This window comes from Streptomyces flaveus, from assembly GCF_014647675.1.
Classification (GTDB): Bacteria; Actinomycetota; Actinomycetes; order Streptomycetales; family Streptomycetaceae; genus Streptomyces; species Streptomyces flaveus.
Genome location: NZ_BMPQ01000023.1, coordinates 62006 through 68603 on the forward strand (window position 1 = coordinate 62006; position 6598 = coordinate 68603).

The window sequence follows — 6598 nt, forward strand, 5'->3', positions numbered from 1 at the left end:
CTCTGATTTCCATCACGAAACGAGGCCATCCAAATGGATGGGTGAACGCGGCGCGGCCTGTGTGAGGACCCGGCCCGTACCGACTCCGCGCAGGGGTCACGACTGAGGTCCGGCTCCGGCTCCGAGTTCACACCAGACGTACTTTCCGCCGGAGCCGTTGACTTTGAACCAGCCCCAGTCATCGGCGTACGCGTCGACGATGCGCAGGCCGCGGCCGTGCTCGTCGTGGACGGGGGCGAGGGTGGGGGACGTGGTCGGGGGCGTGGGGTCCGTGTCCCATGCGCCGAGGCGGAACGAGGGGCCCGACTGTCTGATCTTGAGGGCGGCGGGTCCTTCGGTGTGCCGGATGGCGTTGGAGAGGAGTTCGGAGGCGAGGAGTTCCGCCGGGTCGATGAGGGAGGGGAGGTCGTGGGTGGTGAGGATGTCGCGGAGGGTGCGGCGGCCGATGGGGACGGCTCGGGGACCGTTGGGGACGTAGAGGGTGTACTCCCAGAGGGGTTTAGGCATACGTGTCTCCCAGGGTGGGTGGAGGGGTGAGGGTGAGGCGCGGCGGCGTCGGGCGGTGTCTTTGTCGCGCCCGCCATGGCATGGCGGTGCGGTGCGCTTCCGGGGTCCCGGCGGTTCCGCAGCGTGTGCGGCGCATCACTGAAGGTAGGGGTGAGTACTCACCCCGGTCAAGCTGAACTGGGATACTGGTGCTTCCAAGTGCCGGAAGGAAAGGGCCACATGCCAGCGAGGAGCATCGTCACCGCACGTCAGGCGCGGCTGGGCGCCGAACTGCGCAAGCTTCGAGAGCGGGCGGGCCCATCGATCCGAGAGGCGTCCGAGGCCACGGGGATCGCGCAGACCAAGATCTCCATGTTGGAGGCGGGGCGGGTCGGTGTGAGCGCGGAGCGCGTTCGGCACCTCGCCAGTCAGTACGCGTGTGACGACTCCGCCCTCGTGGAAGCGCTGGTGGCCATGGCGACCGAGCGAGGGCGCGGCTGGTGGGAGGAGTACCGGGAGACGGTGCCGGCCGGGTACATGAACGTGGCCGAACTGGAGCACTACGCGGCCGAGTTGAGCACGTTCCAGACTGTGCACATCCCGGGGCTGTTGCAGACGGAGGAGCAGATGCGCGGCATCTTCGCCTCGTCGGTGCCGTTGCTCTCCGAGGAGCAGCGCGAAGCACGGGTGCGCTTTCGGCTGCGGCGCCAGGAGATCCTGGGCAAGATCCCCTACGAAGCCGTGATTCACGAGGCGGCCCTGCGGATCCGGGCTGCCGACAGCAAGGTCGCCCGGTACCAGTTGCTGCACATCCTGGAGCACTCGGAGCTGCCTCAAGTGACCGTGCGCGTCGTGCCGTTCGACGTGGACGGCTTTGCCGGGATCAGCGCTCCCCTGGTGTACGCGAGTGGTCCTGTCCCGCAGTTGGACACTGTTCTGGTGGACACCAACCACGGCGGGGCCTACCTGGACGCGGAAGCCCAGCTCAGCCGCTACCGAGCGACCGTACGCACGATCGAGGAGGTGGCCCTGGGCGTCGTAGAGTCGAGGGACTTCATCCACCACCTCGTACAGCACATGTGAGGCCTCGACATGGCACAGGACGCCTGGCAGAAGTCATCCTTCTCCGGCGGGGGTGACTCCGACGACTGTGTCGAACTCGCCGCCCGCCAGGGCCTCCTACTCCTCCGCGAAAGCGACGAGCCCGGCACGGTACTGACCACCACCGCCACCGGACTCGCCGCCCTCATACGTCACCTACACCGCGCCCACTAGTTGGCCGCGTTCGCCCCGAACAGTGGCTGGGCGTCCGTCGAGACGCCCACCGAGGAGGTCGGCAGGGAGCGGGAGCCGGTCGTCGTGATCTTCGTGCCGTTGGAGGGCAGGTAGACCAGTGAGCCGTTGCCGGTGTTCTCGCCGAACGCGCCGACCGTCAGGTCCGCCTTGCCGTCGGCCGTGACGTCGGTGAGCTTCACCTCGCCGCCGAACCAGTCGTCCTTCTCGTCCGAGCCGGGCACACCGGCTGTGGACTGGGCGAAGTACTGGTACCCGGAGCCGGTGTTCAGGCCGGACGCCGAGCCGTAGAGAACGGTCACCGCGCCGGTGTTCACCACGCCGTTCAGGTTCTCGCCGGGCGCGCCGGCCGCCAGGTCCGCGTACCCGTCGTCGTTGATGTCGCCGAGCGACAGCTCGCTGCCGAACCAGTCGCCGCGCTCCGAGGAGCCGGGCACGTTGCCGCTGTTCTGCGTCACGGCGACGGTGGCGGCCGGGCCGTCGGCGGAGCCGTAGATGATGTGGACCTTGCCGCCGGTGGAGGATTCGGGCGGGGACGGCTCGCTGCTGTCGTTGGCCGGGTCCCACTCCTGGCCGGTGACGATGTCGCCGAAGCCGTCGCCGTTGACGTCGGCGACACCGGTGATGATGCCGCGCTTCAGCTCCCGCGCGGACGAGGCGTCGAGGCCGGAGGCCGAGCCCGGCACGTAGAAGTTGGTGTTGTAGCCGGCGTCGCTGTCGGTCTCGTAACCGTCGACGACCAGGTCGGTCCGCTTGTCGCCGTTGACGTCGCCGGCGGTGAGCACGAGCGGGCCCGTGTCGCCACCGGACGCGATGTCCGTCTTGAAGGTGTAACGGCCGCCGTACGTACCCGACTTGGTGATGCCGCCCTTGAAGACGTGCACCCGGCTCGACGAGGAGCCGACCGCGAGGTCCTCCGTGCCGTCACCGTCGAAGTCGCCCGCGGCGAGCGCCCTGCCCCAGCGGTCGTGCGAGGAGACCGCAGGGTCCTTGATCGTCGTACCGCCGCGCAGCCCGCCCGACGAGCCCCACATGACGAGGACCGTGCCGCCGTCGGTGTCGCCGGCCACGTCCTCCTCGGACGCGGACACGGCGAGGTCGTCGTAGCCGTCGGAGTTGAAGTCGCCGTACGCGCTGACCCAGCCGAACCCGTCGCCGGTCTCGGCGCCGCCGGGCACGCCCGTGGTGTTCTGGCTGATGGTGGCGCGCTTCGTGGACGTCACGCCGCTCGCCGAGCCGTACAGGGCGACGATCTGGCCGGCCTGCTTCTTGCCGCCGACGGTGGCCGAACCGGCCGAGTACGCGACGTCGCCGAAGCCGTCGCCGTTGAAGTCCGCCACGGGGTGGTGAACCGAGTCCCCGGCCGTCGCCGTCGCGGCCAAGGATGTGAGCAGACCGCCCGTCAACGCGGCCGCGGCGGCCGTCGCGAGGGCGATTCTCCGGTGCTTCTTGTGCATGCGGGATTCTCCTGCGGCATGCGGGGACGCCTGGCGGGCGTCCACAGTCAATGGGGTGCGCGTACCGCCCGTGTTCGCCGGGAGTTCTCCTCGGCTTTGCGGGCGGTTGGCGATCAGGAGACCCGTGGAGGGGGTGAAGGGTTGTACGTGACGTCAGGGATTTCTGAGACTCAGTGGGACAACTGAGCTCAGCTCAGTCCATCCCCAGGAACTCGGCTGTGGAGAAGGTGACTTGGGGCTTCGCCGCCACCAGCCCGCTCTTCTCGCCCGCGTACACCGCGACCGTGTCCTTCGCCTCTCCCAGGTACGTCCGCACGGCCAGGTCCGCCCGCTCGTCCCCGGTGAAGTCGGCGACGGCGAGAACGCGGGTCGTGCCCGACGCAGGCGGCCGTACGGTGACGATGTCCGACGCGGACAGGCCGCCGTCGCGCCCCCGGTACACCCTCAACTCCGTACCGTTGGAGACCAGTTCACTGATCCCGTCCCCGTGGTTGTCCCTCTTCACCAGGTCGTTGAGGACGAGGTCGCGCCGGGGCGTCGGTCACCCGGCCGCCCCCGTGAAGTGCCCGTCCCCGAACATCACCGCGTCCTTGTCCCCTTCGAGCACCCAGACGTACGAGGGCCCTCGTTGCGGCAGCGTCCAGTGCAGGACCACCTCGGCGCGGCCGTCCTGGTCGAAGTCGCGTACGGCGGCGAGGTGAGGGCGCCGCTTCTCCTCGGTGAGCTTCGACTTCACGCCCGGGACGCGGGCGGGGCCGGTACGACGGAGGGTGCGGCGTCCCTCCTCGTCGAGCCCCTGCGGGCCGCCGGGGATCACGGTGATCTCCGGTTCGGAGGCGTACCCGTCCGACGTCGAGCCGATCAGCAGTTCGTCGCGGCCGTCGCCGTCCGTGTCGCCCACCAAGTAGTCACCGGCGAGGTCCAGGTCGAGGAGCTGGGGCGTACCGCCGTCGCCGGGATAGACGGTGAGCGTGCCGTCCACCTCGGGCGCCTCGGTCTCGTAGCCCGGTTCGTTGTTGCGGCTGCCGCTGTCGCCGACGACTACATCGCCCTTGCCGTCCCCGTCGAAGTCACCGGAGGTGACCGTGTTACCAGTCCTCAACTCCCTTGGCTGCGCGGCGAATCCGGCGGGGCCGTCGCCCGCGTTGAGCAGGACGGCCCTGCCCTGCTCGCCGTCGGTGTTCCCGGAGGCGACGAGATCGGCGGTCCGGTCGCCGTCCGCGTCGACGGCGTGGAGCGAGTACGCGAGGCCGTTGGACGTGCGGTTGACGGGGTCCGGGCGGCTCTCGCCGCGCCGGGCCGGGGTGCCGTTCCGGTCGATGGGTCCGTACAGGACGCGGAAAGGCGGGCTTCCGAGGCCGTCCCGGCTGTCCTCGACGAGGGGCACATCGAGACGGCCGTCGCCGTCGAAGTCGCCGGGTGCGCCGGTGACCGCCGGCAGGGCCGTGCTCGGTGTCTTCGGGTCGGGGCCGGTGGGCCCACCCCAGATGACGTTCGCGCCGAACTGCAGGTCGGCATACCCGTCGGCGTCGAGGTCGGCGAGGACGGGGTACGTCGGGTAGGTCGTGCCCAGTTGCCCGGGGAGAGCAGCGTCGCCCGGTTTCAGGACCGTACGGGTCGCGGGGTCGAGGCCCTCGTCCGAGCCGTAGACGATGACGACACAATTCCTGCCGGTGCCGCCGCCGTCCTCGCCGACCGGGCCGTACGAGGTGACGTACGCGAGGTCGGGGTGCCCGTCGCCGTTCACGTCGTCGCGGATCTTGCCGCCGTCGCCCCGGGGGACGGGAGCGGCGGGTACGGGTTTCTGCGCGTCCTTCTGTGCGTCGGCCGAGTCGCCGGTGGCCGGAGTCGGCGAGGGCCGCTTGTCCGACGTACCGCCGCCGTCGTCCGTACCGCACCCGGCGACGGCGCACAGCAATAACGCGCACGTGACCGCAGCTGTGCGGAAACCCGTGCGGGAACTCGCGCGGGATCGCTCACCCAAGGTCCAGGTCCTCCTCCGTGATGTGCCGTGAGGCGCTGGTGTCCAAGCCCTCCGGGGAGCCCGGGAAGACCCAGTTCCCGGCTCACTCGCGCCGGATTTGAATACGCGTACTCACAACTATCCCCGTCTGCGCGCCGTACGTTGATCGCGCGGGCGAGGGGCGGCGCGGTGACCGCAGAGCGAGGGATGCTCCGGCGAGGGACGCCGTGCGCTCCCAGTGTTCTGGCCGCGGTCCATCACGCTGCCCGGGTCCTGGTCGTTCCCGAGGGCCCTGGCCGTACAGTTTCGCGGGTCGGCGGTTTGCGGCTTGAGGGGGGCACGCGTGACCTTGTTGGAGGGGGACCCGCGGTCTGTCGGTGGGTACCGGCTGGAGGGCAGACTGGGCGCGGGCGGTATGGGCGTGGTCTACCGTGCCCGATCGGTGTCGGGGAGGCAGTTCGCGGTCAAGGTCATCCGGCCGGAACTCGTCCAGGATCCGGACTTCCGCACCCGTTTTCGCCTTGAGGTCGAGTCGGCCCGCCGGGTCAGCGGTGCTTTCACGGCCCCGTCGTCGACGCTGACACGGAGGCCGACGTTCCCTGGCTCGCCACGCTCTTCGTACCAGGGCCCTCCCTTGCTGAACGCGTCCGGGATCAGGGCCCTTTGACGGTGCCCGAAACACGGATACTGGCCGCGGGACTGGTTGAGGCGCTGCGCGACATCCATCGGGCCGGGTTGGTCCACCGGGACCTCAAGCCGGGCAACGTCCTGCTCGCCGAGGGCGGCCCGCGCGTCATCGACCCACCCGCCCGTCATCGGATACACGGACTGGTGGAGCGACACGGTCGGTTCGTTCACCGACAAGGTCGTCGGCGACTCCGGGCCGGTGTCACCCAAGACCCAGGTGATCGAGTTCGACGTGAGGCTGGGGCCGTGATGGGCAACATGATGGGCAAGAGGAAGCCTGGATGGTGGCTCGGCGCCGCGCTGGCCGCTGCCGCGGTGCTCGTCTCGGGGTGCACAGCCCCGGTCGACCCCGACGAACTGCCCGGCGTGTACCGCAACGACGAGACCGGCGGCGAGATCTCGCTCGATGCCGACGGGACGTTCTCCGCCACCGGCATCTCGGCCGACGACGTCTCGAGGACCGCAGGCGCCGGCATCGTCGAGTTCAGCGGCACGTGGGACTTCCTCTGCGCGGAAGCGGACTGCGACTTCGTCTACCTGACGGCCGATGACGGTGATCTGGGAGGGGAGTTCGACGTCCAGCTCTACACGAAGGGGCCGGGGACGGTGTATCTGCACCCCGATCCGGACGGTCCCGTGACTTTGGAGCTCGACAAGGTGGACGACGCCCGGTAGACCTTCCGTGCCGATTCCGGCATTTGGCGGCATCTGA

The 6598-nt window shown here is 69.7% G+C and carries 7 protein-coding genes and 1 pseudogene; 4 read left to right on the top strand and 4 right to left on the bottom strand.

Annotated features, from left to right (window positions below):
* Window positions 1-96: 96 nt before the first annotated feature.
* On the bottom strand, window positions 97-507 hold the full coding sequence (locus IEZ21_RS33470; protein ID WP_189325574.1) for an ATP-binding protein: 411 nt from the start codon (window positions 505-507) through the stop codon (window positions 97-99).
* A 219-nt stretch (window positions 508-726) separates the two neighbouring features.
* Here IEZ21_RS33470 and IEZ21_RS33475 point away from each other — a divergent pair, with 219 nt between their 5' ends.
* Window positions 727-1569, top strand: coding sequence for a helix-turn-helix domain-containing protein (locus tag IEZ21_RS33475; RefSeq protein WP_189325575.1), 843 nt, complete (start codon window positions 727-729; stop codon window positions 1567-1569).
* A 9-nt stretch (window positions 1570-1578) separates the two neighbouring features.
* Complete coding sequence (locus IEZ21_RS33480) at window positions 1579-1761, top strand: DUF397 domain-containing protein (RefSeq protein ID WP_189325576.1); 183 nt, start codon at window positions 1579-1581, stop codon at window positions 1759-1761.
* On the opposite strand, the gene IEZ21_RS33485 is transcribed toward IEZ21_RS33480, so the two are convergent.
* The 3 genes from IEZ21_RS33485 to IEZ21_RS33495 all read right to left on the bottom strand — a co-directional run bounded on the left by IEZ21_RS33485 (window position 1758) and on the right by IEZ21_RS33495 (window position 5220).
* Entirely contained in the window at window positions 1758-3236 is a 1479-nt protein-coding gene (locus IEZ21_RS33485; protein WP_189325577.1) for a VCBS repeat-containing protein, read from the bottom strand. The two genes, IEZ21_RS33480 and IEZ21_RS33485, sit on opposite strands and share 4 nt — an antisense overlap.
* A 193-nt stretch (window positions 3237-3429) precedes the next feature.
* Window positions 3430-3741, bottom strand: coding sequence for an FG-GAP-like repeat-containing protein (locus IEZ21_RS33490; RefSeq protein ID WP_189325578.1), 312 nt, complete (start codon window positions 3739-3741; stop codon window positions 3430-3432).
* Between the two features lie 36 nt (window positions 3742-3777).
* Entirely contained in the window at window positions 3778-5220 is a 1443-nt protein-coding gene (locus IEZ21_RS33495) for an FG-GAP repeat domain-containing protein (RefSeq protein ID WP_189325579.1), read from the bottom strand.
* Between the two features lie 322 nt (window positions 5221-5542).
* Here IEZ21_RS33495 and IEZ21_RS33500 point away from each other — a divergent pair.
* Together IEZ21_RS33500 and IEZ21_RS33505 are read left to right on the top strand one after the other, a co-directional pair.
* Window positions 5543-6000 (top strand): annotated as a pseudogene (locus IEZ21_RS33500) (serine/threonine-protein kinase); the annotation flags it as partial.
* Window positions 6001-6132: 132 nt separating this feature from the next.
* On the top strand, window positions 6133-6561 hold the full coding sequence (locus tag IEZ21_RS33505) for a hypothetical protein (protein WP_506004890.1): 429 nt from the start codon (window positions 6133-6135) through the stop codon (window positions 6559-6561).
* The last annotated feature ends 37 nt before the right edge of the window (window positions 6562-6598 follow it).